Annotated in this window: 35 protein-coding genes and 1 tRNA gene; 26 read left to right on the forward strand and 10 right to left on the reverse strand. The window is 61.6% G+C overall.

What is annotated here, in order from left to right; all coding sequences use genetic code 11:
- Positions 1 to 16: 16 nt before the first annotated feature.
- The 5 genes from HMPREF3120_RS07260 to HMPREF3120_RS07280 are packed head-to-tail and all read left to right on the forward strand — an operon-like array spanning position 17 to position 4,722.
- Positions 17 to 892 (forward strand): serine hydrolase, encoded by an 876-nt coding sequence (locus tag HMPREF3120_RS07260; RefSeq protein ID WP_083284827.1) that lies wholly within the window; start codon positions 17 to 19, stop codon positions 890 to 892.
- 2 nt (positions 893 to 894) lie between these two features.
- Complete coding sequence (locus HMPREF3120_RS07265; RefSeq protein ID WP_210384504.1) at positions 895 to 1,758, forward strand: serine hydrolase; 864 nt, start codon at positions 895 to 897, stop codon at positions 1,756 to 1,758.
- Between the two features lie 39 nt (positions 1,759 to 1,797).
- The gene (locus tag HMPREF3120_RS07270; protein WP_070451731.1) at positions 1,798 to 2,445 is read left to right on the forward strand and encodes a hypothetical protein; all 648 of its coding nucleotides are present in this window, start codon (positions 1,798 to 1,800) and stop codon (positions 2,443 to 2,445) included.
- 12 nt (positions 2,446 to 2,457) lie between these two features.
- On the forward strand, positions 2,458 to 3,312 hold the full coding sequence (locus HMPREF3120_RS07275; RefSeq protein ID WP_070451733.1) for a J domain-containing protein: 855 nt from the start codon (positions 2,458 to 2,460) through the stop codon (positions 3,310 to 3,312).
- 27 nt (positions 3,313 to 3,339) lie between these two features.
- Positions 3,340 to 4,722, forward strand: coding sequence for a hypothetical protein (locus HMPREF3120_RS07280; RefSeq protein WP_070451735.1), 1,383 nt, complete (start codon positions 3,340 to 3,342; stop codon positions 4,720 to 4,722).
- A 1-nt stretch (position 4,723) separates the two neighbouring features.
- Here HMPREF3120_RS07280 and HMPREF3120_RS07285 read toward each other — a convergent pair whose 3' ends face one another.
- From HMPREF3120_RS07285 to rpmB, 5 genes are all read right to left on the reverse strand, one after another.
- Positions 4,724 to 5,404: a TetR/AcrR family transcriptional regulator gene (locus HMPREF3120_RS07285; RefSeq protein ID WP_070421430.1), complete on the reverse strand. Its 681-nt coding sequence runs from the start codon at positions 5,402 to 5,404 to the stop codon at positions 4,724 to 4,726.
- Positions 5,405 to 5,531: 127 nt separating this feature from the next.
- Positions 5,532 to 5,783 (reverse strand): 30S ribosomal protein S18, encoded by a 252-nt coding sequence (gene rpsR, locus HMPREF3120_RS07290; protein WP_180950003.1) that lies wholly within the window; start codon positions 5,781 to 5,783, stop codon positions 5,532 to 5,534.
- Between the two features lie 11 nt (positions 5,784 to 5,794).
- Positions 5,795 to 6,100, reverse strand: coding sequence for a 30S ribosomal protein S14 (gene rpsN, locus HMPREF3120_RS07295; RefSeq protein WP_034999472.1), 306 nt, complete (start codon positions 6,098 to 6,100; stop codon positions 5,795 to 5,797).
- A 3-nt stretch (positions 6,101 to 6,103) separates the two neighbouring features.
- Positions 6,104 to 6,268, reverse strand: a complete 165-nt coding sequence (rpmG, locus tag HMPREF3120_RS07300; RefSeq protein ID WP_006841072.1) for a 50S ribosomal protein L33 — start codon at positions 6,266 to 6,268, stop codon at positions 6,104 to 6,106.
- A complete protein-coding gene (rpmB, locus tag HMPREF3120_RS07305) occupies positions 6,268 to 6,504 on the reverse strand; it encodes a 50S ribosomal protein L28 (RefSeq protein WP_042409504.1) in 237 nt (78 codons plus the stop codon). The genes rpmG and rpmB overlap by 1 nt, the downstream gene beginning before the upstream one ends.
- Positions 6,505 to 6,708: 204 nt before the next feature.
- Here rpmB and HMPREF3120_RS07310 point away from each other — a divergent pair, with 204 nt between their 5' ends.
- The 6 genes from HMPREF3120_RS07310 to HMPREF3120_RS07335 all read left to right on the forward strand — a co-directional run bounded on the left by HMPREF3120_RS07310 (position 6,709) and on the right by HMPREF3120_RS07335 (position 9,736).
- Complete coding sequence (locus tag HMPREF3120_RS07310) at positions 6,709 to 7,104, forward strand: DUF418 domain-containing protein (RefSeq protein ID WP_141739389.1); 396 nt, start codon at positions 6,709 to 6,711, stop codon at positions 7,102 to 7,104.
- A gap of 10 nt (positions 7,105 to 7,114) precedes the next feature.
- On the forward strand, positions 7,115 to 7,660 hold the full coding sequence (locus HMPREF3120_RS07315; protein WP_034666346.1) for a TetR/AcrR family transcriptional regulator: 546 nt from the start codon (positions 7,115 to 7,117) through the stop codon (positions 7,658 to 7,660).
- Positions 7,657 to 8,016, forward strand: a complete 360-nt coding sequence (locus HMPREF3120_RS07320; RefSeq protein ID WP_048733039.1) for a DMT family transporter — start codon at positions 7,657 to 7,659, stop codon at positions 8,014 to 8,016. Before HMPREF3120_RS07315 ends, HMPREF3120_RS07320 begins: the two co-directional genes overlap by 4 nt.
- On the forward strand, positions 8,013 to 8,342 hold the full coding sequence (locus tag HMPREF3120_RS07325) for a DMT family transporter (protein ID WP_003849969.1): 330 nt from the start codon (positions 8,013 to 8,015) through the stop codon (positions 8,340 to 8,342). Before HMPREF3120_RS07320 ends, HMPREF3120_RS07325 begins: the two co-directional genes overlap by 4 nt.
- A gap of 99 nt (positions 8,343 to 8,441) precedes the next feature.
- Positions 8,442 to 8,756, forward strand: a complete 315-nt coding sequence (locus HMPREF3120_RS07330; protein WP_174232238.1) for an NIPSNAP family protein — start codon at positions 8,442 to 8,444, stop codon at positions 8,754 to 8,756.
- Positions 8,757 to 8,845: 89 nt separating this feature from the next.
- Entirely contained in the window at positions 8,846 to 9,736 is an 891-nt protein-coding gene (locus tag HMPREF3120_RS07335; RefSeq protein ID WP_141739390.1) for a DUF418 domain-containing protein, read from the forward strand.
- On the opposite strand, the gene HMPREF3120_RS07340 is transcribed toward HMPREF3120_RS07335, so the two are convergent.
- Positions 9,708 to 10,841, reverse strand: coding sequence for an SLC13 family permease (locus tag HMPREF3120_RS07340; RefSeq protein ID WP_070451834.1), 1,134 nt, complete (start codon positions 10,839 to 10,841; stop codon positions 9,708 to 9,710). The genes HMPREF3120_RS07335 and HMPREF3120_RS07340 overlap by 29 nt on opposite strands.
- Positions 10,842 to 11,049: 208 nt before the next feature.
- Between HMPREF3120_RS07340 and HMPREF3120_RS07345 the strand changes: the two genes are divergently transcribed.
- The 7 genes from HMPREF3120_RS07345 (at position 11,050) to HMPREF3120_RS07375 (ending at position 15,980) form a co-directional block, all read left to right on the forward strand.
- Positions 11,050 to 11,322, forward strand: a complete 273-nt coding sequence (locus tag HMPREF3120_RS07345; protein ID WP_070421427.1) for a type B 50S ribosomal protein L31 — start codon at positions 11,050 to 11,052, stop codon at positions 11,320 to 11,322.
- A 21-nt stretch (positions 11,323 to 11,343) separates the two neighbouring features.
- Entirely contained in the window at positions 11,344 to 11,517 is a 174-nt protein-coding gene (gene rpmF / locus HMPREF3120_RS07350) for a 50S ribosomal protein L32 (protein WP_070421426.1), read from the forward strand.
- 106 nt (positions 11,518 to 11,623) lie between these two features.
- Positions 11,624 to 12,322 carry a response regulator transcription factor gene (locus HMPREF3120_RS07355; RefSeq protein WP_070421425.1) on the forward strand — a complete coding sequence of 233 codons (699 nt, stop codon included), beginning with the start codon at positions 11,624 to 11,626 and terminating at the stop codon, positions 12,320 to 12,322.
- On the forward strand, positions 12,322 to 13,785 hold the full coding sequence (locus tag HMPREF3120_RS07360) for a HAMP domain-containing sensor histidine kinase (RefSeq protein ID WP_070451742.1): 1,464 nt from the start codon (positions 12,322 to 12,324) through the stop codon (positions 13,783 to 13,785). Before HMPREF3120_RS07355 ends, HMPREF3120_RS07360 begins: the two co-directional genes overlap by 1 nt.
- A gap of 89 nt (positions 13,786 to 13,874) precedes the next feature.
- Positions 13,875 to 15,128 carry a S1C family serine protease gene (locus tag HMPREF3120_RS07365; protein WP_083284829.1) on the forward strand — a complete coding sequence of 418 codons (1,254 nt, stop codon included), beginning with the start codon at positions 13,875 to 13,877 and terminating at the stop codon, positions 15,126 to 15,128.
- Positions 15,129 to 15,187: 59 nt separating this feature from the next.
- Entirely contained in the window at positions 15,188 to 15,763 is a 576-nt protein-coding gene (locus HMPREF3120_RS07370; protein ID WP_070421423.1) for a MogA/MoaB family molybdenum cofactor biosynthesis protein, read from the forward strand.
- 10 nt (positions 15,764 to 15,773) lie between these two features.
- The gene (locus tag HMPREF3120_RS07375; RefSeq protein ID WP_224212929.1) at positions 15,774 to 15,980 is read left to right on the forward strand and encodes a hypothetical protein; all 207 of its coding nucleotides are present in this window, start codon (positions 15,774 to 15,776) and stop codon (positions 15,978 to 15,980) included.
- Here HMPREF3120_RS07375 and mscL read toward each other — a convergent pair.
- From mscL to HMPREF3120_RS07390, 3 genes are read right to left on the reverse strand one after another with little or no spacing between them, the layout of a single operon-like run.
- Positions 15,977 to 16,399, reverse strand: a complete 423-nt coding sequence (gene mscL, locus HMPREF3120_RS07380) for a large conductance mechanosensitive channel protein MscL (protein ID WP_070421421.1) — start codon at positions 16,397 to 16,399, stop codon at positions 15,977 to 15,979. The genes HMPREF3120_RS07375 and mscL overlap by 4 nt on opposite strands.
- 1 nt (position 16,400) lies before the next feature.
- Positions 16,401 to 17,027, reverse strand: a complete 627-nt coding sequence (locus HMPREF3120_RS07385; protein WP_070451744.1) for an SAF domain-containing protein — start codon at positions 17,025 to 17,027, stop codon at positions 16,401 to 16,403.
- Positions 17,028 to 17,062: 35 nt separating this feature from the next.
- Positions 17,063 to 17,656 carry a 5-formyltetrahydrofolate cyclo-ligase gene (locus HMPREF3120_RS07390; RefSeq protein ID WP_070451746.1) on the reverse strand — a complete coding sequence of 198 codons (594 nt, stop codon included), beginning with the start codon at positions 17,654 to 17,656 and terminating at the stop codon, positions 17,063 to 17,065.
- Between the two features lie 57 nt (positions 17,657 to 17,713).
- Between HMPREF3120_RS07390 and HMPREF3120_RS07395 the strand changes: the two genes are divergently transcribed.
- The 6 genes from HMPREF3120_RS07395 (at position 17,714) to HMPREF3120_RS07420 (ending at position 22,883) form a co-directional block, all read left to right on the forward strand.
- Complete coding sequence (locus HMPREF3120_RS07395; protein WP_070421418.1) at positions 17,714 to 18,688, forward strand: UTP--glucose-1-phosphate uridylyltransferase; 975 nt, start codon at positions 17,714 to 17,716, stop codon at positions 18,686 to 18,688.
- 24 nt (positions 18,689 to 18,712) lie between these two features.
- Entirely contained in the window at positions 18,713 to 20,023 is a 1,311-nt protein-coding gene (gene glp / locus HMPREF3120_RS07400) for a molybdotransferase-like divisome protein Glp (protein ID WP_070451748.1), read from the forward strand.
- 10 nt (positions 20,024 to 20,033) lie between these two features.
- The gene (locus HMPREF3120_RS07405) at positions 20,034 to 20,672 is read left to right on the forward strand and encodes a GNAT family N-acetyltransferase (protein ID WP_070421481.1); all 639 of its coding nucleotides are present in this window, start codon (positions 20,034 to 20,036) and stop codon (positions 20,670 to 20,672) included.
- Between the two features lie 138 nt (positions 20,673 to 20,810).
- Positions 20,811 to 22,064, forward strand: a complete 1,254-nt coding sequence (glpR, locus tag HMPREF3120_RS07410; RefSeq protein WP_141739392.1) for a divisome protein SepX/GlpR — start codon at positions 20,811 to 20,813, stop codon at positions 22,062 to 22,064.
- 75 nt (positions 22,065 to 22,139) lie between these two features.
- Positions 22,140 to 22,212: transfer RNA gene (locus HMPREF3120_RS07415), tRNA-Ala, on the forward strand.
- A gap of 62 nt (positions 22,213 to 22,274) precedes the next feature.
- Entirely contained in the window at positions 22,275 to 22,883 is a 609-nt protein-coding gene (locus HMPREF3120_RS07420; RefSeq protein ID WP_317985807.1) for a cation efflux transmembrane domain-containing protein, read from the forward strand.
- On the opposite strand, the gene HMPREF3120_RS07425 is transcribed toward HMPREF3120_RS07420, so the two are convergent.
- Complete coding sequence (locus HMPREF3120_RS07425; protein ID WP_246815441.1) at positions 22,880 to 23,509, reverse strand: DNA-3-methyladenine glycosylase I; 630 nt, start codon at positions 23,507 to 23,509, stop codon at positions 22,880 to 22,882. The genes HMPREF3120_RS07420 and HMPREF3120_RS07425 overlap by 4 nt on opposite strands.
- A gap of 52 nt (positions 23,510 to 23,561) precedes the next feature.
- Between HMPREF3120_RS07425 and HMPREF3120_RS07430 the strand changes: the two genes are divergently transcribed.
- Complete coding sequence (locus tag HMPREF3120_RS07430) at positions 23,562 to 23,969, forward strand: DoxX family protein (RefSeq protein WP_070421414.1); 408 nt, start codon at positions 23,562 to 23,564, stop codon at positions 23,967 to 23,969.
- The gene (locus HMPREF3120_RS07435; RefSeq protein WP_070451755.1) at positions 23,962 to 24,597 is read left to right on the forward strand and encodes a zf-HC2 domain-containing protein; all 636 of its coding nucleotides are present in this window, start codon (positions 23,962 to 23,964) and stop codon (positions 24,595 to 24,597) included. The genes HMPREF3120_RS07430 and HMPREF3120_RS07435 overlap by 8 nt, the downstream gene beginning before the upstream one ends.
- Positions 24,598 to 24,600: the final 3 nt, after the last annotated feature.

The raw sequence follows: 24,600 nt of genomic DNA on the forward strand, positions 1-24,600 counted from the left end.
GAAGGAGAGTACCTCCGTGTCCTCCAAGCTCGCCGCGCTTGCGCTCACCGCAGGTATTTCGCTTCCGGGCCTGCCGGCCATTCCCACCTACTCCGCGATTGATCAGATCCCGGTTGTAGGCCCGGCCATTGTGCAGACCTACAAGCAACTGCCGCCGCAAGTGCAGCGAGCCATCCACCTGCCGTTGCCGCTGACGGCACCGGCCGCCGCGAAGAGACAGCCGACGGGCAAGAGTGCCACGGAGGTTCAAGCGCAGCTTGATCAGCTTGTGCGCGACGTTGTTGCGCGACATGGTGGCCGCGCGACAGCATCTGTCGGTGGCATTACCGCAGGGGATAACCGCCCGGAGCCGGCATTTTCCACTATGAAGGTCCCGGTGGCTATTGGTGCGCTGCGCAAGAGCCCGGCAGCCTACCCGGATGCTGAGGTCGCCGTGACCCGCTCCGATAACCCTGCCGCGCACCGTATGTTTGGCCAGGTATCGGGCGCGGAACTCGACGGCATCATCGCCGAGGCAGGATCGCGGACCACCAACTCCGCGGGATACCAGATGGGCACGCTGTGGACCACCAGCGACCAGGCGGCGTTTGCATCGGGCCTGCGCTGCGTGAAGGGGCATGAGCCGGTGCTGGACATGATGGGGCGCGTCGTCGATTATCAGCGCTGGGGTGTAGGGCGCATCCCTGGTGCACGCTTCAAGGGCGGCTGGAACTACTACGAGAACGGGCACCTCGCCCGCCAGTTTGGCCTCATCCCTGGGCCGAACGGGGATATCGCAGTGGCGATCACCGTGCACAGCCCGAAGGGGCACGAGGGTAGTTTCGCCATGCTCAACGAGCTGGCGGACGGCATCGCAGCAATGCGCGGCGATCTGCCGACGGCCCGCTGCTAAACATGACGCCGCGACTGAGGTTTGCTGCAGTGCTGGTCGCCGCTGGGCTTGCGCTCAGCGCGTGCGGGGCAGGGGAGCGGGCTTCAGAACCAGCGACGGAAACTGTGACGGCAACCCACGTAATTACGCCGAGTTCACTCGCACCCTCGCCCGTCCCCGCGCCTGTTCTGGAGCAGTTGCAACCGCAGCTCCAAGCAGCAGTCGATGCCGTGGTTGCTCAATACGGGGGAACGGCAGAGCTCGCGGTGTCTGACGGCCGGGACGCAGTAGGATCGCCGGAACAAGATCCGCAGGTAGCGTGGTCAACTTCGAAGGTTCCGATCGCGGTCGCTGCGCTTCGCAAAGACCCTTCGCTACTTCCGGTTGCGGAGTCTGCGATTACCGCCTCAGACAACCTCGCGGCAGAAACTCTGTGGGCGGCAGTCGAGCCTACGGAGGTAGAAGCGGTGCTGCGTGAAGCGGGAGTCGATCTACCGATGAACACCGTTGTGCTCAGGCCTGGATTCACGGCTTTCGGTCAAACGCGATGGGGCACTCGTGAGCAGGCAGTGTTCGCCTCCAACCTGCGCTGCGTGGCGGGGTCCGACGAGGTACTCGACATGATGCGCAAGGTAGTGCCGGAGCAGCGCTACGGTCTGGGGGTTTTGCCGGATGTTGCCTTCAAAGGTGGCTGGGGTCCGGGGGACGACGGGAAGTACACCGTGCGCCAGCTCGGCCTGTACAACGGCTACGGCATCGCGCTGACAGTTTCGCCTGCAGACGGCACCTATGCGACGGCCCAATTGATGGCAACTGATCTCACAAACGCTGTGCTCGAGCTGCAATTGGGCTCGCCAAATCCTGACTGTTCGGAGGCTGGACGATAGACTGCGGGATAAACACCCCCGTAGCTTGGAGATTCCACGATGTCGAACCCAAATGCCAACCCCAACGATGAGTGGGCGGCATACACCCCGAAACCATCCGAATACGACGAGTGGGGACAACCACAGCAGCATATGCCCACCCAGCAGTTCCCGGCGCAAAGTTGGGAACAGCAGCAGTGGAGCCAACCTGCGTACGCGCCGGCGCCCGGCCCACAAGAGCCGAAGTCGTCGAACCGGGTGCTCTACATCATCATTGGCGTGCTCGCCGTTGCCCTCCTGGCTGTGCTCGGTGCGTTCGCCGCGTGGAGCTTTGGCGGATCGTCCAGCGGTTCCACGGAGCCGGTGACCTCTACTGTTGTGGAAACGTCGACGCGTGCTCCAGGTGGGGCCGCGCCTGACGGCGCAAAGCCATCGGCGGCACCGTCGTCGGCGAAGCCAGACGCTGACCGAAAGGACCGTACCTTCGGGGTTGGCGTGCCGGAAACGTCCGTCACAACTGAGGGCTTTGCGCGTGCCGTTGGTGATGATTTCCGCGCGTACTACGCGGAGCACGGAAAGACGCCGACTTCGCTGCGTAGCCTGAGCCCGAAGACCGGCCAGTACTACATGATGTCCTGCTCGCCGGCGCAGGGCGGTTTCCGCTGCACCGGCGGCAACAACGCCTCCGTCTTCATCAGCGAGCAGTAGAAGGAAACCGGGATGCAGCATTACAACCTGTACAAGACGCTCGAACTTGATCCGTCGGCTTCGAGCGAGCTGCTTGTCGACGAGCTCACGCAACGCCTCGACAGCGGCCTCACCTCCAACCCTGGTGGCGAGGAGGAATTGCGTCTGGCTCGGGAGATTCTGGGAGACCCGACTAAGCGCCAGATGTACGACTCTCGCTTGAAGTCCGACAGTGGCATGCCCATGAACGTGCAAAGCCTTCGGTCGCTGGCCGCCATGGCGTCACCGGCTGCAACGGCTGCACCGACCGCACCCGAAGCACCAGAAGCCCCCGAAGTTTCCGAACCAGCCGTTGTTCCCGGCTCTGGCGAAGGGGACAACACACCGGAGAAGTCGTTCGATGTGAAGCGTTGGTGGCCTATTGCTGCTGTTGTTGCGGGTGTGCTCGTCATTGCGCTGGTAGTTCCTCAGCTTGTTGGCGCTGGGCTGGGCTCGAGCGGACCTGAGAAGCTCGCCAACGAAATCGCCCAGCTTGATGAGGACGATAGGGCCGACTGGATGAATCAGCATGCCGCTGCTGGCCGTGCAGCGTTGCTTGAAAACAAGCTTGAGAACACGAGCATCGGATCATCCGACGATGCCGAGTACGCCGCGGGGGAGAGCTACGACCTGAAGGACCTCGTCGCAAAGAAACAAGGTGACGATGCGTCGGAGAATACCGACTACCTCGACCGTCTTTACGGGTTGAGTGGGATCAAGGAGGCGCGACTCGTTGGGATCAACACGGAGGTGAAAAACAAGGACGTCCATGCGACATCGGTCAATACCCAACTGTTTCTGTTCGCTCGAGATGGCGGCGACTGGAAGCTCTACGACATCTTTGACTAACACGGCGAGAGAACGAGGAGATTGAACATGAATAAGACGAAAGCAATCGCACTTCTTGGAGCAGGGCTGTTGACAGTCTCGCTGAGTGCCTGTGGCGGCGCGGATGAAACCGAAACGGAAGTGCTTGACCCAACTAAGCACGCAACTACGGCTGCGGAATCCCTTAAGCCACAGTGGAACAACAACGCACGCATGGCCGTCGATCCGTTAGAGGCGGCGCCTGAAGCAGCACGTGACTTGCCAGAAACAAGGTCACTTGGGATCGACAACCTCGACGTGTTCAATCCGACATTCAATCAGGCGGTCCCTGCAAAACTCGCTGTCACATCCTGGGACAAAGAAACCCGTGCGCTCGATCTGGACACGGGAGCGTTGTACGACGTCTCCCCGAAGAAGTTCGATGGCTCTGAGGACAAACGTATGACCACGACGATGATGCTGGTTGCCGACGACGGGAAGACCAAAGGCGCCAGCCTTGTGAAGACTGTGGAGAGTACCCAAGGCCTACAAACCGAGAAGGTAAGCCTGTCGACGTTCCTTGACGATTTCGCATCCTTCGACGAGCCAACCCTCGCGGAAGTGGATTCGAAGAACCTCGACGCTAAGTCCGCCGAAATTATCGCGGCGAGTGCGGAGAAGATCTATCTCGCGAACATTCCGGAGGCCGGCTCGAAGAAACAAATCGATGTCGTTGCGGTGGATATCGCCTCTGGCCAAGAAACAAGGCATGAGCACATCGAGACCAATGATTTCTTCGGCGTGATTGCACAGAGCGGGGAGCCCGTGCTGTATTACGCAAGCAACGATGGGGATTTGAGGCGCCGAAACCTAGAGTCGGGCGAGGACGTTGAGATACGTAAAGGTTTCGCACCCGAAGCCGTGTGGCGTATCGGCGACGATGCCCTTGTGTACGGCAAGGATACTGCGGAACAGGAGCGCTGTACCGATGAGCCAACGAAGCCTTGTGAAGCGAAATTCCTTTATGTCAGCGGTGGCAAGGCAGACGAGGCAATGAGCATGGAAACCAGAACCTACAGTTCTGTACCTGTGGTGCGGCGCAGCGGTGACGTCATTACGGCCATCTTCACCTCGCGAGCCGAGGGCATAGTAAAACTCCTCGTTCTGAAGCCCGAGTCTGGAGAAGTCCTGCTCGAAATAGGCGAGGACGAACTCAAGGAGTTGGACTTCGTCGACGCGATTTCGGACGGGGAGTCGATCTTTACCTACGACGGCAATCGAACTTCCCCGCGCGTTGCTCAAAGCGATGTGAAGACTAAGGAACTTATCACCGCTGATGCGGATGTGTTCCCGATTGATTCACCGTCAGGGGCCCGGATTTGGGGCGTGAAGCGAGACGACGGGGATTGGTTCGAGGCCCGCGTCGCGGTCGAGGATCTCGACAAGTTCTAAACTACGCGTCCTCGTCGCGCGATACCTGCGCGACGAGGCTGAGCATGCGCTCGGCGCGGCGATCCGGAAGGTCCGTATGGAGCACGTCCAAAACGGCATCGGCGATGGTGACGGAGGGGGCGGGCAGGGCGTCGTCGACAAGCGGGTATGGCGCAACGCCGGTGTTGTCGCGCATCTCGATGGCGGCGAGCGTCATGTGGAACGGTAGGTCGATGCGGGGGTCATCGTCGCCAACGATCTGCGCCGCCAGGTCGCGGAAGATACCCTCCAGGCGTTGGCGTGCCTCGTGGTACTCGTCAAACTCCTCCGACTCCAACACCGGCAATTGGTAGAGCCGGCCGACGTTCCAATTCGAGGACAACAAGATACGGGTCTCGGCGGCGACGAGCGCCCAGAGCTTCACGGCTGCAGTCTCGTCGGTCTTGGCCAAGTCTGATGCGAGATCCAGCGAAGGCTGCAGTGTCCCCATGAGCAGCGTGAGGAAGATGTCGCGCTTGGAGGGGAAGTGGTAGTACAGCGACGCCTGACGGATGCCTACGGCGTCAGCAATGTCGTGAGTGGAGGTAGTTGCGAAGCCTTTGCGTGTGAAAAGTTCGGATGCGGCATCGAGGATTTCTTCGCGGGCGGTTGCGCCTTTGCGCCGTGGGCTTTGCTTGCGTGGTCGTCCGACCGAATTCGCCATACCCTGCCTACCTTTCTGGGATACGCCACTACTTTAGAAGAAAAACACCCGCTCTCAACCCTCGCGGGGAGGGGAGTGCGGGTGCTTAGAGCCGAAGACTCTTACGCTGTCATCGTCAACCGGCTAATTAGCGGGTGGTGAACGGCAGAAGAGCCATCTCGCGCGCGTTCTTCACAGCGGTAGCGACCTGGCGCTGCTGCTGCGGGGTCAGGCCCGTGACGCGGCGGGAACGAATCTTGTGACGGTCGGAGATAAACAGACGCAGGGTCTCAATATCCTTGTAGTCGACGGTCTCGATGCCCTTTGCCTTCAGCGGGTTCTTCTTCGGGCGACGGGACTGCTCAATGCGCGGCTTACGCGAATTGTTGCGCTTCATAATTTGAGTCCTCCTTACCACGAAGACTTACGGACGCCAGGCAGCTCACCGCGGTGAGCCATCTCGCGCATACGGACACGGGAAACACCGAACTTGCGGAGGTAGCCGCGGGGGCGGCCGTCACGCGAGTCACGGTTGCGCACGCGCACTGGGGATGCGTCGCGCGGCTGACGGTTGAGCTCAAACTGAGCGTCCAGACGATCCTCGTCAGAGGTCTCCGGGTTCTTGATGATTGCCTTGAGCTCGTTACGACGCTCCGCGTAGCGGGCGACGATCTCTTTACGCTGCTCGTTCTTAGCGATCTTAGACTTCTTCGCCATGGATTATCGCTCCTCGCGGAATTCGACGTGCTTGCGAACTACCGGATCGTACTTCTTCAGCGTGATGCGGTCCGGGTTGTTGCGCTTGTTCTTGCGGGTGACGTAGGTGAAGCCGGTGCCCGCGGTGGACTTCAGCTTGATGATCGGGCGGATATCGTTACGTGCCATTAGATCTTCTCACCTCGTGCACGGATCTGGGCTACGACGGACTCGATGCCGTCGCGGTCAATGATCTTCAGACCCTTCGTGGAAACGTTCAGGGTGATGGTACGGCCCTCGGAGGGCAGGTAAAACTTCCGCTTCTGCACGTTGGGGTTCCAACGGCGCGAGTGGCGGCGGTGCGAGTGCGAGACGGTCTTGCCGAACGACGGCTGACGTCCCGTGACCTGGCAATGTGCCGACATGGGTTTCTTCCTTACTCTTCTTACCGCCCACGACTCGATCACGATGTGAGGAAAGCGCCAGGTGAGAAGCGGTGTGAGGGTCCGCTACCGGCGCAAATGCAATCGGTTGACGTAGGCGTATATGTGTACTTCGACAACAGCGAGAGACAACCCTACCGTCTTTGCGCCATTTCTCATAATCGCGTTTTGCGTAGTATGACACCCGTGAATGAACCCACCTATCGGAGAATCGTCGCTCTCGACGTCGCTCGAGGTATCGCAATTCTGGGCACCTTGGCAACGAATATCTGGATCTTTGCCACCTGGCACCAGATGGACAGCGTCATGGAGCAGTATTTCGATCCGAACTTCACGCTCTGGGATGAGGTTCGCGCCGCTTCCACGAATGGAACTGCAGCAGAGGCCGCCGACGCGTTGTTCAATGCCGCAAGCGCGTTGGTCACGGACGGCAAGTTCCTGGGACTGCTCACCATCATGTTCGGCATCGGCATGGAGATCCAGCGCCAATCTGCAGCGAAACGAAACCAGCGCTGGCCCGGGCTGTACCCCAGGTGCCCCTACCAGCGCCCGCAGTTGAAGGCTTCACCTACCAAATGGTAAAGTTAGCTATATGCGAACCAGTCAGCGCTCCGAGATCCTGGAAGCTGCCCTCCGCGTCATGAACGCAGCGGAGGGTGGCGACATTACCCTTGACGCAGTGGCCCACGAGGCCGGGCTCACCAAACCGGGATTGCTATATCACTTCCGCAACCGCGACGTACTGCTCGCCGCGATCGTCGACCACGCTGCGGCCAACGTCGAGAACGACATGACTGCCACCCTTGGCAAGCCCCTCGAGAACGCCAACGCCACCGAGCGGCTCCTGAGCTACGTTCACGTCGCCGCCCACGGGGCCGCCAAGCGCGCCGAGTTCATCATCTGGGGCCAAGCGACGTATCGGCCCGAACTCACCGAACCGTGGACTACGCGGATGGGCCGCTGGCTCGAACTCCCGGACGATCTCGACGCCGCCACCCGAGCCAGGCTGACCACCGCCCGACTCGCCGCCGACGGACTCTGGGGCGCCCAGGCCACAGGTGTGTCCACCCTCCACGGCGCGGATCTCGAAGCCGTCGTCTCCAGCATTCGCTCCCTGATCGAAGGAACAACCCCATGAAGCAGTGGTTCCTGCTCGCTGGCGCCATCACTACCGAAGTGGCGGCGACGCTGTCTCTCAAGGCGGCGCTCAATCACCCATCCTGGTACATCGTGGTTGCTGCCGGATACATCGGCACTTTCGTCTTCCTCACCTTCTGCCTGCGCGAAGGAATGCAGATCGGCGTCGCCTATGGCATCTGGGGAGCCAGCGGGGTCGTGCTCGCCGCCGTGCTATCCGCCGCGATTTTCGGTGAACCTCTGACCGCTGTGATGGGTCTTGGAATGGTTGCGATCATCAGCGGTGTCCTCACCGTCGAACTCGGCTCCCAGAAAGCTCAGCAAACCGCAGCCCAGGAAGCAGGAGTCAACTCATGAGATGGATCTTCCTCGCAGGCGCCATCTTGTCCGAAGTCGTCGCGACCATGTCGCTACGAGCCTCCGACGGTGGCCGGGTGAAGAAATGGTTCATCGGCGTCATCGCGGGGTATCTCGTGGCGTTCGTCGCCTTAAGTCTCGCCTTGGCCGACGGCATGGCCCTTGGCGTCGCCTACGGCATCTGGGCAGCATCCGGCGTAGCTCTCACCGCGATCCTCGCCCGGGTCATCTTCCACGAACCCCTCACCCGAACCATGGCCCTCGGCATCCTCCTCATCGCCGTCGGAGTTCTCACCGTTGAACTCGGCGCCAACTTGGCGAACTGACGCATTTCCGCAGGTAAACCAGGCAGATTGGTGTGCTGCACCACGAGGCGCACAGACAAAGGCTCCCCAATGAGCGCCTGTGGGCCTAGCGTTGTGGATGTGATCACCTGTGTCGTCCACTACACCATCGACCCCGACCAGATCGCAGCCTTTGAACAGTTCGCCCGCGCTTGGATGCGGCATGTCGACGAACACGGCGGCACCCACCACGGGTACTACCTACCCGCGGAAGGTGTGAGTGACCGTGCGGAATCCCTGTTCAGCTTCCCCAGCCTGGCTGCCTACGAGCAGTACCGCACCTTGTTCGGCACCCACTCGGACTTCATCGCCGCTGACCGGATTCGAGACGAGTCCGAGTGCGTCCTGCGGTACGAGCGCACCTTCATGCGGCCGCTCCTACCCCAGGGACACTGAAAGGGACTCCGGCAGCACGCTCGGCACAACCCACAACGCCGCAGGTCAGCGCGTACAGATGGGTGTACTACTGGCGCGCAATCTTGCTTGTGGCCGAAGGGCTACTGAACTACATCTTCATCTTTGAGTTTGATGTGTTGATGGGCTACGGCCTGACCGCCCTTGCGGTGGCGCCGATTATTGCGCGCAGCGAGCGCGTGCAAAAGGTATGGATGTGGCTGGCGCTGAGCGCACATGTCCTTGTCATGTTGCTGTTCTCCGTGGGCACCTATCTGCTTAACAGTATTCCGCTCGACGAGATCGAGGGTGGCGAGGATATCCCCACGTTTGACCAGTCGTTTGCGCTCTACACCGCAACCGACAGCTATCCGGCGATGGTGCAGGCGCGTATCGACGACTTCTTCGGCGGCAGGTTCGAAATCCCAATCATGTTCGTGATGGGCATCGGTGTGTTTCTCCTCGCGGCCAGGTTGTACCGCGCTGGATTGTTCCAACCCGCCGGAGCGGGGTTGCGTCGCAAAGTGATGCTCGTCGGCCTTGGTGTTGGTATCCCGCTGGACTGGGGGCTGCGCTTGTTTGCCACCGGCGCATCCGCATCGTTGACGCGCTACGTCACCTCGACGGTAGTGGCGTTCGGTGTCCTCGCGCTCATCGCGGCCTTCTACATCCGCCGCGACAACACGCTTGGTGTGGTGGGAACCGGTTTGGCTGCAGTCGGTCGCACCGCGCTGACGTGCTACATCCTGCAGAACGTGCTCGCCTCTGTGGTGTTCTACGACTTCGGGTTTGGCCTTGCCCGGCACGTGGAGGGCCCTGCCGGCACCTTGCTCGTGTGTGGGGTTTATCTCGCGTTGTGTGCGCTGCTCATTGCGTTCAGCATGTTGTGGCTGAAGCGCTTCCAGCGTGGACCGTTTGAAATTGTCATGCACCGGGCTGTCGACATGGTTGCGGCTAAGCAACGGCCAGCAGTGCAGCGGTAGCGGCAATGACGGTAACTGGTGCCAGGAGTAGGCCCCACAGGATGAACCCACGCCACGGTACTGGGGCCTTTGCGCGGCGGAGTTGATCTGCCCACAGCAGTGTGGCGAGCGATGCCCATGGGGTGATCACCGGGCCGACATTGACGCCGATCAGGAGCGCTAGCGCGCTGGCTGGATCGCTGACTGCAGGTTCGAGCATTAAAAACGCAGGGATGTTGTTGATCGCGTTCGCTGTGGTCGCGCCAGCAGCTGCAATTGCTAAGGGGTGTGTGCCGGCGAGTTGCTGCACGGCGGACGAAATATCGCTGATCTGCAGGGCCAGTGTCGCCACCGCGGAGAAGGCAGTGGCAAGGCTGAGCGCCGACCACGGGATGAGTGGAGTAATGCCGTCGCGCCGTCCGGTCGGGCCCACCGCACACCACATTGCGATGGCGGCGACGGTGCTCGTCAGCCAGTAGGGGATCGGGCTGAGGAGTGCGAGGACGGTGACGCCCAGCACCGCAAGGGCGTCCGTTGGGCGGGGGAGGATCGATGACGCTTCGGGCATAGGCTCGCCGGCTGCGCTGCGGTATATCGCCCGGGCCGCGTAGGACGCTGCCACTGCCACTGCCACTGCCACGGCTGCAGGGGCGGCGGCGAGTTTCACGTATTCACCGGTGGTGGAAAACGCGTCGCCGCCCACCGCCAGCAAATTCGTCAAGTTGGAAACCGGCAAAGGCATGGACGCAAAGTTGGCAATCCACACCACGGAAAGCGCCACCGCCGGCACCGGGAGGCGGAAGCGGGAGGCGAGTTGCACCGCCAGCGGGGTCAGCATGATCGCAGTGGTGTCGAGCGAGAGGAACGCCGTTGCGGCGACACACAGTGCGAGAAACCCCGCCAGAACGATCTCTCTGCGTGACGTCGTGCGCTGCAACGCGCCAACCAGCCACTCGAAGGTGTGCACACGAGCAGCGAGATTGACGACGACAGACATGCCGGCCGCGAAACCCAGTACTGGAACAAGCCGAAGGGCAACTTCAGTGGCGTCGTTCAGGGACACCGCGGCGAGCACGGCGAGACTGGCGATTGCGGCCAGCGGCAAAGAAAACGAGGAAAGCTTCATGGCGGAGTTGAGGGTAAGTGGTGGATGAGCAGGGCGGAGGTCGTCGATAAGCAAGTTGCAATGATTAGGTCGCAGCGTAAGTGAGCTGTATGCTATTTCGAGTTGTCCGGCAACCGTCGGATGAAAAGACCATTTCGCACCCAACTCGGGCACGATCCTTAATGTAAGGAACCGACCCGTAGTTCAATCCTGAGGGAGACGAATACTAATGAGGAAAGACATTCACCCGGATTACCACCCGGTGATTTTCCAGGACGCGAACACGGGCCACAAGTTCCTGACGCGCTCCACCCTGACTTCCGCACGCACCGAGCAGTGGGAGGACGGCAACGAGTACCCGCTCATCGTGGTTGACGTGACCGCAGAGTCTCACCCGTTCTGGACTGGCGCTCAGCGTCTCATGGACACCGCTGGCCGTGTTGAGAAGTTCAACCAGCGTTTCGGTGGCATGGCACGCCGCAAGAAGAAGTCCGCTAACTAAAGGGCGTAAAGGAGCACAATCATGGCAACCCCTAAGTTCAAGATGTCCCGCGCTAACACGCGCATGCGCCGTTCCCAGTGGAAGGCCAACAACCCCGACTTGGTCAACGTCAAGATCGACGGCCGCGAGGTGCAGATCCCGCGTCGTCTGGTCAAGGCAGCTCAGGCTGGCCTGATCGACGTCGAGCAGTTCTAAGCTTCCGCAAGGTAAAACTCGCGCAAAAATACCGGGTTCCCACAGGTGGGGCCCGGTTTTTTAATGCCGTTTTCACTCTTAGAGGAAAATAAGTCATAATATCCGCATGAAAATTCTCGTTGCCGATGACGAACAGGCTGTGCGCGAGTCACTGCGTAGGTCGCTTCGTTTCAACGGATACGACGTTGTCCTCGCCGTAGATGGTGAGGATGCGCTCGACCAGATCCGGTTAGAACAGCCGGATCTGACCATTTTGGACCTTATGATGCCAAAGCTTGACGGCCTCGGTGTCTGCCGTACGCTGCGTTCTTCGGGCTACGATGGCCCGATTCTTATGCTGACGGCGCGCGATGGTGTCGCGGACCGTGTGGCTGGCCTCGACGCTGGTGCGGACGACTACCTGCCTAAGCCGTTTGCGCTTGAGGAGCTGCTGGCCCGTGTCGGTTCGCTGCTGCGTCGCTCCCGTGCGGAGTCGCGCCATAGTGAGCAGAAGGATTCGACCACGCTGAAGTTCGAGGACCTGACCATGGACACCTCGACGCGTGACGTGTTCCGCGATGGCCGACCGATCTCGCTGACTCGTACGGAGTTTGCGTTGCTGCACCTGCTGATGCAGAACCCGCGCCACGTATTGGCCCGTCAGACCATTCTTGAGGAAGTGTGGGGCTACGACTTCCCAACCTCAGGCAACGCCCTGGAGGTTTACATCGGTTACTTGCGTCGTAAGACTGAGGCTGGCGGTGAATCTCGCCTTATCCATACTGTGCGTGGTGTGGGTTACGTGCTTCGGGAGACTGCTCCGTGATGTTGCGCGTCGCGTCTGGCGATGCCTATGAGACCCGCCTCGGGGCAGGTCATTCCTTGCGCCTGAAATTGGCGGTGCTGTCGGGCTTCATTGTCGCTGCCGCAGTTGGGTTAACGACGATGCTTGGCATGTGGCTGTCTACCAAAACCCACGAAGGCGTGTTGGATACTGAGCTGCGGAGCAAGACGTTGGGGATGGCTCGCCAGCTCGACGGGGCCTCGGAAGATCAGATCCGCTCTGAAATTGCGGCGTTTCGGCGATCAAACCCGTTGACAAGCATTGCGGTTTCAGGGGCAGACTCGAACCTGTTCTTGGGGGATCCGGTATCAATTTCAGGGCCGTATTTGCGTACGGAGAGCGGCGATTCGGTATCCGTGCGCTCAGTCAACGGTAAGCGTGTTGTTGTGCGCCAAACACCGGATGGGATGGTGGTTGCCGCATCTCGGACAGAGGACCCGTACGGTCGCATCTCTGGAAGCCGGGCGGCGGCAGCGCTGGTGGTTATCGGTGTCGGCAGCCTGGTGGCGTGGATTTCTGGTGCGTTCATTTCGGCGGTGGGCTTGACTCCGGTGCGCAGGCTGCACCGTGAGTTGGACAACGCTAACGAGTCGAGTGGGCCGCGTGAACTTCCGGTGGAGGGCGACGACGAATTTGCGGAGGTGACCTCTTCGATCAACGCCTTGGTGAGGTCGTTGGAGGAGTCCAAGAAGCGTCAGGCGCAACTGGTGGCGGATGCGGGCCATGAGCTCAAGACGCCGTTGACATCGATGCGCACCAACATTGAGTTGTTGATGATGTTGCATAACTCGGGCCGCCAAGACCAGATTTCGGCCGAGGACCGGGCCGATCTGGAACGTGATGTGCTTGCCCAGATGGAAGAGATGTCGATTCTGATCGGCGACCTGGTGGACCTTTCTCGCGACGAGTCGCATGAGACCGAGCCGGAGGATTTCCGCCTCGACGAGGTGCTCGAAGAGGCGCTGGACCGTGTGCGTCGTCGTCGCCCCGATGTGACGTTCTTGTTCCACGCCGACCCGTGGGTCATTCGTGGTGATCGTTTTGCCATGGGACGTGCGCCGATCAACTTGATCGATAATGCTGCGAAGTGGTCGCCGGAGGGTGGTGCAGTGCGTGTGTCGCTTAAGGCGGCGAAGCGCAACGCGGTGCTTATTGTCGACGACTCGGGCCCCGGCATCCCACCCGAGGAGCGCGAGAAAGTCTTTGAACGGTTCTACCGTTCCCCGGAGTCGCGCGCTATGCCGGGTTCTGGCCTGGGATTGGCGATTGTGAAACAGGTGATGGACCGCCACGGTGCGACAATCGTGGCGGAAGAGTCGGATGACGGTGGCGCCCGTTTCCGGGTGGTGTTCCCGGGACGTCCTCCGGAGGACGAGACGGCTGAAGATCTTGTAGTTGAAGACGAGAACGAGACCCGCGTCATCCCGAAGAAAAGCTACAGCTAAACCCGTACAGAAAATGTACAGAAAACACTACGTTTCGTTTGGTGAGGTCGCAAGCGCCGCCACAGCGCGGTAGGGCATACTCGCAATCCATGAGCAATACGCGCGATTTCGGAGAGCAACCCAACGATGAAACCTCGAGCTTTCCGCACCAGACAACTGAAAACTACGACCAGGCACCGTATGTGCCAAGCGGTGGCGTGTACACGGTTCCGCCGCAATCCCAGGCTCCAAAGCGTCGCGCAGGCGTAGGAACCGCCTTTGCGGTTGCGTTGGTGACAGCCCTTGCAGCCGGTGGTGGTGCGGGCTACGTTGCGGGGTCGGCGGGATCGTCGCAAAGCGCAGATGCTCCGAGTGGAGAGCAGGCGCAAGAAAACGCCCTGGAGAATCCCTCTGTGTCGAATGCCGCGGAGGCACCAGATGGATCGGTAGAGAAGGTGGCGGCGCAGGTGCTGCCGTCGGTGGTGTCCATTGAGGTGGCCACGCGCTCTGGTGGGGCGGAGGGATCCGGCTCCATCATTTCCTCTGATGGGTATGTGCTGACCAACCACCATGTGATTGCCGCAGGTGCGCAGCCGGGGACCGAAATTCAAGTCACACTCAACGATGGTTCTCGCCACCGCGCGCAGTATGTTGCCTCCGATGTGAACACCGACATTGGCGTGCTCAAGATCGAGGGCGTAGACAACTTGCCGGTGGTGCAGTTCGGCAATTCTAATGACCTGCGTGTGGGCCAGCAGGTCGTGGCGGTCGGCTCGCCGTTGGGTCTGTCTGCGACGGTAACCTCAGGTATCGTCTCTGCGCTCAACCGACCGGTGCGCGCGAGCCAGGGTGGCGGCGAGAGCTCGCTGATGGACGGCATCCAGACGGATGCGGCGATCAACCCCGGTAACTCGGGCGGCCCGTTGGTGGATATGAACGGCAACCTGATCGGTATGAACTCGGCGATTGCGTCGCTGTCCCAGAGCAGCTTTGGCGGAGAGAGCTCCGGCGGTTCGATCGGTCTTGGGTTCTCCATTCCGTCGAACTTTGCCAAGCGAGTGGCGGACCAGCTGATCCGTAATGGTGAGGCGGCGCAACCGATGCTGGGTGTGCAGGTCAGCATCGCCCAGGCCATCACTGGCGGCGCTGTGGTTGCTGCGGTGGAGCCGGGCAGCCCCGCGGAGCAGGCGGGCCTGAAACGGGGAGATGTGATCACGCGGTTGAATGACCGACTTATAGATTCAGCCGACGCGTTGATTGCCGCTACCCGTTCACAGGACTTTGGCCAGACAGTGACGCTGCAAGTGGAGCGTCAAGGAGAAGGTGAGCCGATTCCGGTAGAGGTGACCCTCAGCACAGGGTAAGTTCTTTAGAGACTTGCAATATTTTCTCACCGCGCTGACGGACGGGAGCCCGTTTTACGATGACTGAACTGTATGACTCGGTTGATCTTGCTGATCTGGACATGAATGAGCCGGACGATGCAACCCTTCGTGCCTCTGAGCTGGAGCAGGCTGCGCCGGAATCGCCGCGTGCCATTGTTGTGTTGGTGGGGGATCGTCGATACGACGCCCCCGGCGATAACACCGACAAGATGGTGGTGGAGCTCCTTAGCGAGTTCAATTACCGGGTTGACGGTGTGGTGCGGGTGAAGTCGAAGAAGTCCGATATCCGCAAGGCGATTGAGACCGGTGTCGTCGGTGGTGTGGACTTGGTGCTCACGCTCGGCGGTACGGGTGTTGGTCCGCGCGATAAGACGCCGGAGGCGACGCGCGGCATCATCGATAAGGTGGTGCCGGGGGTGAGCCAGGCGATTCGGGCGTCGGGGCAGGCGTGTGGCGCGGTTGATGCGTGCACCTCCCGCGGCATTTGCGGTGTATCCGGCTCTACGGTGGTGGTGAACTTGGCGTCGAGCCGTCAGGCGATTCGCGATGGCGTATCGACGATTGCCCCGCTGGTCACCCACCTCATCGGCGAACTCAACCAGTACTCGGTGTAGATAGCGCGCGGTGACAGTGCAGATGGAACGCAAGAGAAGAAGAGTCGTGCGTCGTGCGGATGTGGATTACGACCGCACGGCGGATAAGGCGCCGTCGCAACAACGCAAAAGCCCGGCGTTCGACGGCGAGCGCGAAGTGCTACTCGATGACGAAGAGCCGGGCTTGACTGGCCGCGCCTTCTACGAAGAGCAGCGGCCGCCGCATCACGGGGATTAGTTCAGCGGCTTCTGGGTGGAGTTCGGGTTCTGGTTGGACAGCAGGTCGCGGATTTCCGCGAGCAGCTCGGTCTCGGTCGGAGCCGGCTCCTCTGGGTCGACGCCCTTGTGACGCTTCTGTGCCTCGTCGAGCTTGTTCATCGGCATGACCAGCAGGAAGTAGATCACTGCAGCGATGAGCAGGAAGTTGATGATTGCGGTGATCAGTGCACCGAAGTCAACGAAGGTAGCCTCGTTGCCCTCACGGACGAAGAAGCCGAGGCCGGAGTAGTCCACGCCGCCGAGGGCTGCGAGGAACGGGTTGATGATGGAATCGGAAAATGCGGTGACGACAGCGGTGAAAGCTGCACCAATCACAACGCCAACGGCAAGGTCAATGACGTTGCCGCGCATGATGAAATCTTTAAAACCTTGAAGCATGTTAGGGAATACTAGGCGGTTGTATATGACGACTCAAAAGTAAGGTCAATGGGCCATCCAGCGAGGCTGCAGCAACGGCTTCTGCTTGAGACTGCCGAAATAGCACAAGAACTGTACCTTTCTCACCTGATGTGACCACGCGCCCGCCAGTTGCGACAGTGCGCGGCCCTTGTGCGATCACGTCCACCCGTGCACCGTGATGCAGCAGCGGAATGATGTCTGATTCCGCGACCGGAACTGGCACCAGAGAGAACTCTTCGCCGGGTGGTTCCTCCGCAACCAAGGTTGCGGTGAGATCCGGTCCGACAAGGCGTGTGGAGGTCACCACCTCACCAGCTGATGCCGCCGCGGCAAGAAGCTGGCCCTCCGCCAGCGCGAGATCAGACAGTGCCCCCTGCGGTACTGCGTCAGCTGGAAGTCGCCGCAGGGCTACGTCCTCGCCGGTGAGGGTCGTGCCGGGCGCAACCTCACGGGCAAAGACAACCACCGCTGGATCATTGCGTGACACACCGACGATGACGTGCAACGCCGCGGCGATGACAAGAACCACCGCAACGATGCGGCGAATGATGACAGACCGGCGGTATCCGGGCGTGCGCAACTGTGCGAACTGTGCGTGAAGGTCCATAGGTATCTGACGGACCCTGCACTACCCCGGTTCCCTCAGACCCTAAAAAATCCGCTTGGGGTGATGATGTAGTCCACGGGTTGGTCGTGGTCGTCGCAAGGCACGGCGTCCACGATGTCCTCGTCGTAGACCACCGCCGCCACCGGTACGTCGAGTCCTGCAAGCGCACGGTCGTAATAGCCTTTGCCTTTACCCAGGCGCATCCCGCCTCGGTCCACCGCGAGTGCCGGCGCGACGATCAACCCGCACGAGCGCAGCACCCGGGAGGTGAATCTCGCGCCGGTGGGCTCGACGACTCCGAGTGCACCGGTTGCACCGGCGTCGTCGGCTGCGGCTGGGGACCACGCCAGCTCGCCGCTGCTGAGCGAGATTGGCAAGAACACCGTGCGGGCGGGCCCGGTAAGACGTGTCGCGAAATCGGCTGGGCCCGGCTCAGTAGCCAACGGGTTGTAGGCCGCGATGTTGGTCCCCACCGCATTCGTCTCACGCAAACACGCCAGTGTGTGCGACACAATCGCGTCGTCAAGTGACTGCTTACGTGCAGTGTCTGCGGCTAATTCGCGCCGGGTGGAGAGGTGGGCTCGTCGTAAAGCACCTTTTGCATTGACGGCTGGTGTGGATTGGGACACGGAACTCCTTGGGTCGCTCACCGGGTTTACAGGGGCGTCAGGTTAAGCTCATGACTTATGCGGAATTCTACTGACCACACTGCTGCGGCCCCGGCTGCCACGGACGGCAACGCGTTTTCGTTGAAGACGGTTGTTGTTCCTGCTGCTGGTATGGGGACGCGTTTTTTGCCGGCGACGAAGACTGTGCCGAAGGAGTTGCTGCCGGTGGTGGACACTCCGGGCATTGAGTTGATCGCCCAGGAGGCTGCGGCCTGTGGTGCGCAGCGTTTGGCGGTGGTGGTGGCGCCGAATAAGGAAGAGATCATGCGCCACTTCGGTGACTTTGCCGAGTTGCAGGATCTCATGGTCGCGCGCGGCAAGGAAGAGCAGGCTGAAAAGGTTGCTCGTGCTGGCGAGCTGATTCAGGCTGTTGCGGTTGAGCAGGATCAGCCCCTCGGCCTGGGTCATGCTGTGGGGTGTGCGGAGCAGGCGCTTGACGACGACGAAGATGCCGTGGCCGTCATGTTGCCGGATGATCTTGTGCTGCCGATGGGGGTGATGGACAAGATGGTCGAAGTGCGCAATCGCCTCGGTGGGTCTGTGCTGTGCGCGTTTAACGTCTCGCGTGAAGAGGTGTTTAACTACGGCGTGTTTGATGTTGAGGATGCGGGGGAGTCCTTTGATGGCATCGAGGTGTTGAAGGTGCGTGGCATGGTGGAAAAGCCTGCTGTGGAGGATGCGCCGTCGACGCTTGTGGCTACTGGCCGGTACTTGTTGGATCGTGGCATTTTTGATGCGCTGCGTCGTATTACCCCGGGCAAGGGTGGCGAGCTGCAGTTAACTGATGCGATTGAGTTGATGATCTCTGAAGGCCACCCGGTGCACGTGGTGGTTCATGAGGGCAAGCGCCATGATTTGGGCAATCCGGGTGGTTATATTCCGGCGAATGTGGACTTTGGTCTGCACGATGAAAAGTACGGGCCGGCGTTGTACACGGCGTTGAAGAAGATCATCACCGAATACGAAGCAGAACACCCCGAACTGACAAACTAAGGCGAAAGTAAGGCGGGTACATCCATGCGCAGCGTTGAGGAGCAGCTTGCAGCGGTGATTGATGCTGCCGTTGCGCCGGAGCCCATCCGCGTCGCACTCACTGATGCCCTCGGGCTGCGGTGCGCGGAGGAAATCGCCGCCACCCGCCAGGTTCCCGGTTTTGCTCAGGCTGCCATCGACGGGTTTGCGGTTCGCGCCGTCGACGTCGGCGGTACCGCAGGTCTGCGCAGGCGACCAGCAGCTGGCGCCGAGGATGAGTCCGAAGCGGACGCCGAAGAGCAGAAGGCCCCGCGCCCGGCGCCCGATCGTGCGCTGCCGGTCGTCGGTGAGGTGCCCGCCGGATCTCAGAAGCCGCTGCGCCTCCAACCGCGCCAGGCGGTGCGTGTGGCCACGGGCGCACCACTGCCCACCCTGGCTGATGCTGTGTTGCCGCTGGAGTGGACCGACCGCGGCCGCAAGCGTGTGACTCCGCTGCGCCCCGTGCGCACCGGTGACTTTGTGCGCAAGGCCGGCGACGATATCCAGCCCGGCGACGTTGCTGTGCGCCAGGGCACCATCTTCGGTCCCGCGCAGGTGGGGCTGGCTGCTGCGGCCGGTCGCGACAAGGTGCTCGTTTACCCGCGCCCGCGAGTGACGGTGATGAGCTACGGTCTGGAACTCGTCGATTTGGAGCGCGATCCTGGTTTGGGTCAAGTCTTCGACATCGCTTCCTACGCTGTGGCTGCCGCTGCTGAAGAGGCTGGCGCTGAGGTGCAACGCGCGGGCATCATCAACGCGGAGCCGCGCCGCATGCGCGAGACCATCGCCGGTTACGTGGATAAGAGCGAGTGCATCATCATCACCGGCGCCGTCGGTGGCTCCGGGGCTACGGCGATCCAGGAGATCCTGCGCGAGATGGGGCAGATCGACACCACCCGCGTTGCCATGCACCCTGGCTCCGTTCAGGGCTTCGGCGTGCTGGGGGAGGAGAGGATCCCGGTGTTCCTCTTGCCCTCGAATCCGGTGAGCGCTCTGGTGATTACGGAGACCATCGTCCGGCCACTCATCCGCCGTGCCCTCGGGGCGCCGACGATCACGCGTCAGACGGTGCGTGCGCGTTCGTTGCGTCCGATGGAGTCCATCGACGGTCGTCGGGGCTACATTCGCGCCCGCCTCATGCGAGACAGCGAGACCGGCGAGTACCTCGTGGAGCCGCTGAGCGTGCTCGACGCCGGCCCGACCCACTTGCTGGCTGGGTTTGCGGAGGCCAACGCCATGATCCACTTGCCAGAGGGTGCCACCCACGTGCGCCCGGGCGACGAGGTGGACGTCGAGTTCATCCGGCAGCGCAGCTAGCGTGTTTGCCATGTTTCGCCCGCCCACACCGGGCTGGCCAGAACTGACCCCTGCCGTCGGGCTGCCGGACGGTGCGCGTGTGCAGTTGCGTCCGCTGCGCGGTAGTGATGGGGCGGATTGGTGTGAGACGCGCGTCGTCGATAGGCAATGGCTCGCGCCTGTCGAGCCCACAGTGGACGGCACCTGGGAGGACGCCCACTCGCATGCAGCGTGGCGCAACTCGTGGCTCAACCTCAAACGCATGGCGCAGCAGGGCACGGTGGTGCCGATGGTCATCGAGGTCGACGGCGCGTTTGCCGGCCAAGTGACGTTGGGCAACATCCAGCACGGGATCGTCTCCGAATGCTGGATCGGCTACTGGGTGCATTCGCCATATATGGGGCGCGGGGTTGCGTCGGCGGCGTGTGCACTCGGCGTGGATCACGCCTTTGGGCGCGTGGGCCTGCACCGTGTGACGGCGACGTATCTGCCGGGCAATCCTGCCTCTGGCAAGGTGCTGCGCACCAACGGCTTTGTGGAGGAAGGCTATTTGCGACGCAACCTGCACATCGACGGGCAGTGGCGTGACCATCACTTCGTCGCCATCAATATCGACGACTATCCCACGACCGCGGTGCAACGGCTCCGCCGCGCGGGTCGGCTTGTCTAGGTTGTCTGGTTTTTGAATTCCTTTCCGCGACCACGGCGCGCCAACACGCCGAGTGTCGGTTGTGCCGATACCGTGGCGTGAAGTGTCTATTGGGTGCATGTAGTTGCGGAAAGGTCTGTGATGGGCAGCTCGAGCTTATTGATCGTTTTGATCCTCATCGTGTGGGTGATCGTGCTCGCGCCGTTGGCGGTGGGGAATAACAAGCCGATTCGCCGCTCCGGTGAGGGCTACGAAGAGACGCGCGTGCTGCACAAAGGTGGCGACGCCCCCATGGCAACCCGCCGTCGCCCGAAGCTGACCCAGGCTGACATCCACCGCCACGACGACGCAGATGACGATTACGAGGTTGTCGAGGCTGTCGCCGAGGAGGAGCAGGTGCTTATCGACGACGCCCCGAACCTGCGCCTCTTCAAATCCGCACAGGCCGAAGACGCTGCCCAGGACGACAACACCGTCGATGGCGAAGTTATCGAGCACGTCGCCGACGAGGCTGACGCTGAATCCCAGGACGAGGCTGCACCCGCCGAGTCTGAGGAATCTGTCGAGACCGCTGAATCTGCTGAGACCGCCAGTGTTGTCGCCGCAGAGGCTGGCGGCTCGACCGCAATCTCTGTGCTCGTCCAGAACGAAGAAGGCGCTGAACACACCGCTGAAGAAGCTGTCGAGGAAGACCTCTACGAGCTCGACGAGACGTACACCTCGCCGGCGGACCTGGGCTACGCCACCGCAGACACCGTCACAGATGCAGACACGGACACAGGCGCTGAGGCTGAGGTCGCTGACGCTGAAGGTGCGGAGGACGCAGAGGACAACGCGGACGCTGTCGAGGCCGTCGACGCTGAGGATGCTGTGGACGCAGACACAGACGCTGAAGACGCGGCCGAAAACGATGTCGTCGACGAGGCAGACATCGCATTTGCGGCGTCGCGTCGTGGCCGCGGTGGCTACGACCCACAGCGCGAGCAGGCAGCCAAGGCCACGCGCCAACAGCGCCGCCAGCGCACGCTGCTCGGTCTGCTTGCAGCGTGTGTGATCACGTTTGTGGCCGCGTTCGTCGCCGGTGGCTGGGTGTGGGCGCTCAACATCGTCGCGCTTGGCCTGACCGCGTGGTACATGATCGCACTGCGCCACACCGTGCTGCAGGAGCGCGCACTGCACCAGCGTCGTCTCCGCCAGCTGCGTCGCGCGCGCCTGGGTGTCGCTCTGGGTGATGAGGCCAACTCGCGAGAGCGCGTTGCTCGTCGCTACTCGGGCTCGGTGATCCTGGATCTTGACGACGACAGCCCCGACTTCGACGCACTGCCCGTTTCTCGCTTCACTCCGCCAGAAGACGACCACGACCGGGCCGACTACCGCGATATCCGCGACCGCTTCGCTGCACGCGCCAGCTAGTGCTTATAACCAGGCGATTTAACCACATCGGGTTGCAGGAGTAACGTGGCAATCGCCTTCAAGAGGCGCCCTTGAGGGGCTATAGCTCAGTTGGTAGAGCGTCGCGTTCGCAATGCGAAGGTCAGGGGTTCGATTCCCCTTAGCTCCACTTTCCGCCCCGCACGATAGAACGATCGTGCGGGGCTTTCGCTATGGAAAGGATTGGTCACGGTGTCCGCGCAGAAGATTCGCCGCGCAGTGCTCATCGTTGCGCTGCTGAACCTCGCGTACTTCTTCGTTGAGTTCGTCGCTGCGATATCGATTGGTTCCGCATCATTGTTTGCGGACTCGGCCGACTTCCTCGAAGACACCGCTATCAACCTGCTCGTGTTTGTTGCGGTTGCATGGCCTGCTTCGAGGCGACGCGCTGCCGGCAGTGTCCTCGCCGCCCTGATCTTGATCCCGGCGGTGGCAGCCGTGGTGACTGTGGTGGTCAAGATTTTGAACCCAGAGCCACCCTCACCGGAAGGGCTGACCGGTGTTGCGCTCGGCGCGCTGGCGGTCAACCTGATCTGTGCCGTGATCCTGCTGCGGCTGCGCGACGAAGGCTCGTCGCTTGCCACCGGCGCGTGGCTCGCGGCACGCAACGACGCGTTGGCCAACGTGCTCATCATCGTCGCGGGATTGCTGACCTTCGTGTGGCACACCGCATGGTTCGACATCATCGTCGGCGCGATCATCGCCGCGGTGAACTTTTCGGCGGCGAAGGAAGTGTGGGAGGCCTCCCGTGAGGAGTACGACTCGGTCGAGGACGCCTTCGCCGAAATGGACGACGACTAGTCCCACACTCCGGATCTGCCACGCTTCCACGTGCCGATGAGGTTCGTGTCCAAAATGCCGGTGGACTCCATCAGCGCGTACATGGTCACCGGTCCCACGAAGGTGAACCCCCGCTTCTTCAAATCCTTGGCTAACTGCGCAGACTCGTCGGATTGTGTCGGGACTTCCGCCATCGTGCGCGGGGCAGGGGTTGTCTCCGGCTTGTAGGACCAGATGAACTCGCCCAAGTGCGTGCCCTCCTCGCGCAGGGCAAGTGTTGCCTTGGCGTTGGTCACGGCGGCTTGGAGTTTGCGGCGGTTGCGGATCAAGGTGTCGTCGTCAAGCAAATGCTCAATGCTCATGCCCGCGACCACCTCCGGGTCGAAGTTTGCGAAGGCGTCGCGGAACGCATCGCGCTTTTGCAGGATCAACCGCCACGACAAACCCACCTGGAAGCCCTCGAGGCAGACGCGTTCAAACATGCCCCGCTCGTCGCGTACGGGGTCGCCCCACTCTGCGTCGTAGTAGTCGCGCAGCAGGGGATCGGTTGCGGCCCATGGCGGGCGCGCACGGCCGTCTTCGCCGACGACGGGCCATCCTGCGGCGTCTGGAAGTTGGTCAGTTTCGTTCATCTTGTTTTCACTCATAACTATTGGACTCGTTTCTACCCCATTCGGTTCCACGGGTACGCTCATTGGCATGAATAGGCCTGCCGTACGTGACTTTGCGCTGCTCCTTTTGCGTCTTGTCCTCGGCACCGTATTTGTCGCCCGCGGGTTTCAACACTGGTTTGACACCGGCATGGCGCAAACCGGGCGCGATTTCGCGGCACTCGGGGTGCCGCAGCCACAACTGTCCGCATACCTGACTGGTACCGCTGAACTTATCGGTGGGGCGTTTTTGGCAGTGGGGCTGCTCACTACGATCGTCGCGTCGGTGCTGACGCTGCTCGTGCTCGCCGCGGGGTATTTCGTGCACCTGGATAACGGGTTCTTCGTGGAAAACGCCGGGATCGAGTACCCGCTGGTGCTAGCTGCGGCGTTGTTTATCATCATCGTGTTCGGCACCGGTCGTGCGAGTTTGGATGGGGTGTTAACGCGTGCTTAGCCACGAGGAAGTTCAGGCAGCGCTGTCTGCGCGTATCGACGGCGAACCGGCCGGTCTCGACGACGCCGTCGTCGACGCACACCTGGCGAGCTGTGATGAGTGCCAGGCCTTCCTCGACCAGGCCCTGGTGCTCTCCCATGAGTTCGTGCCGCAGGAGCGTCCCCCGATGGCCCCGCCGCAGGATCTGTCAGAGGTGATCCTGGCAAGCGTGGACGACGAATGGCGCAAGCTCTCGCAACGGCGCGCTTTCGGCCTTGCCATCGGGCGCACTCTGCTTTTCGCCATGGCGGTGGCGTGGGTGCTGTGGGCCATCAGCCTCATCGGTGCGGGTGGGGAAGAGCCGGTGGTGGCGTCTAGCGCGTCTGTACGCCTTGGTGTGGCGCTAGCGCTGGCGTTTACGGCGTGGAAGCCGCGTCAGATCCCGGGCGTGCTGTTGATCGTGGGGTCGATGTTCACCTTCACGGTCGGCTTCGCGGTGCGCGACGCGGTCCTTGGCGCGGGTGAGTTTGAACCTGCCGCGGTATTCATCCCGTTTGTCAGCGTGATCGCGCTGGTGTGGACGTGGTTCGCGGACCGCGGCGGGGAAGTGCGCCGAGCGTGGCGCATTCTCGGCGCCAACCCGTTGTAGTTA

It is taken from the genome of Corynebacterium sp. HMSC11D10 (genome assembly GCF_001806995.1).
Lineage (GTDB): Bacteria > Actinomycetota > Actinomycetes > Mycobacteriales > Mycobacteriaceae > Corynebacterium > Corynebacterium coyleae.